Here is a 1,032-nt window from a genome sequence, read left to right on the forward strand (position 1 = left end):
CAGATGCGTTGAGGCAACTCCGACTGAGCTGCTGAGCTGTCTCTTTTCATAATTTTGAAACAATGGCGGTCCCGACGGGACTCGAACCCGCGATCTCCTGCGTGACAGGCAGGCATGTTAACCACTACACTACGGGACCAATTTGGTTGCGGGGGCAGGATTTGAACCTGCGACCTTCGGGTTATGAGCCCGACGAGCTACCGGACTGCTCCACCCCGCGGCGATAGGAAATGATTCAGTTTCGATCATGCTCTGAGTAAATTTTTCGTTGCCCCTTCCTCTACTAACTGATTCGAGGAAGCCAGATGCGTCGGGGCAACTCGAAGCGGTTTCGAGGAAGCAAAGGCTTGTTGCTCCACCCCGCGGCGATAAGAATACAACCCCTTGCTTGTAAGGCAAGTGCTCTCCCAGCTGAGCTAATCCTCCACGAAGAAGTGACCCGTACGGGATTCGAACCCGTGTTACCGCCGTGAAAGGGCGGTGTCTTAACCACTTGACCAACGGGCCATGTTGATGAATCATGGCGGAGAGCAAGGGATTCGAACCCTTGAGGCGCTATTCACGCCTACACGATTTCCAATCGTGCTCCTTCGACCACTCGGACAGCTCTCCACGATGGCTCCGCAGGCAGGATTCGAACCTGCGACCAATCGGTTAACAGCCGATTGCTCTACCACTGAGCTACTGCGGAATCATAACGACGGTCAATTCTCCCAACAAGATGTCCTGCCTCTTCCTCTGCCAGCCGATTCAAAGAAGCTGGATGCGTCGAGGCAACTCGCAGTTCATCCGATGATGCAAATGCTCGTCACTGAGCTACTGCGGAATGACATCACTTTAGACATTTATTATTATAATGATTCGCACTGAGCTGTCAAGGACTTTTTTTCATTCCTTCAAAACTAGATAACCGTTTTGGGAAGAAGCCGCATTTTGGTTAAGCCCTCGATCGATTAGTATCCGTCAGCTCCACGTGTCGCCACGCTTCCACCTCGGACCTATCGACCTCGTCATCTTCGAGGGATCTTACCC

At 52.4% G+C, this 1,032-nt stretch carries 5 tRNA genes and 1 rRNA gene; all 6 read right to left on the bottom strand.

The annotated features are described in order from the left end of the window. Positions 1-63: 63 nt before the first annotated feature. Positions 64-139: transfer RNA gene (locus tag CV944_RS17095), tRNA-Asp, on the bottom strand. A gap of 4 nt (positions 140-143) precedes the next feature. Then, positions 144-220, bottom strand: a tRNA-Met gene (locus CV944_RS17100). Between the two features lie 215 nt (positions 221-435). Continuing rightward, positions 436-507 (bottom strand) — tRNA-Glu (locus CV944_RS17105). 14 nt (positions 508-521) lie between these two features. Beyond that, a tRNA-Ser gene (locus CV944_RS17110) sits at positions 522-612 on the bottom strand. Positions 613-616: 4 nt separating this feature from the next. Continuing rightward, positions 617-691, bottom strand: a tRNA-Asn gene (locus tag CV944_RS17115). Between the two features lie 242 nt (positions 692-933). Next, positions 934-1,032: ribosomal RNA gene (locus tag CV944_RS17120) — 23S ribosomal RNA — on the bottom strand; the annotation flags it as partial.

This window comes from Geobacillus sp. WSUCF-018B, from assembly GCF_002809985.1.
In the GTDB taxonomy this organism is placed as follows: domain Bacteria; phylum Bacillota; class Bacilli; order Bacillales; family Anoxybacillaceae; genus Geobacillus; species Geobacillus thermophilus.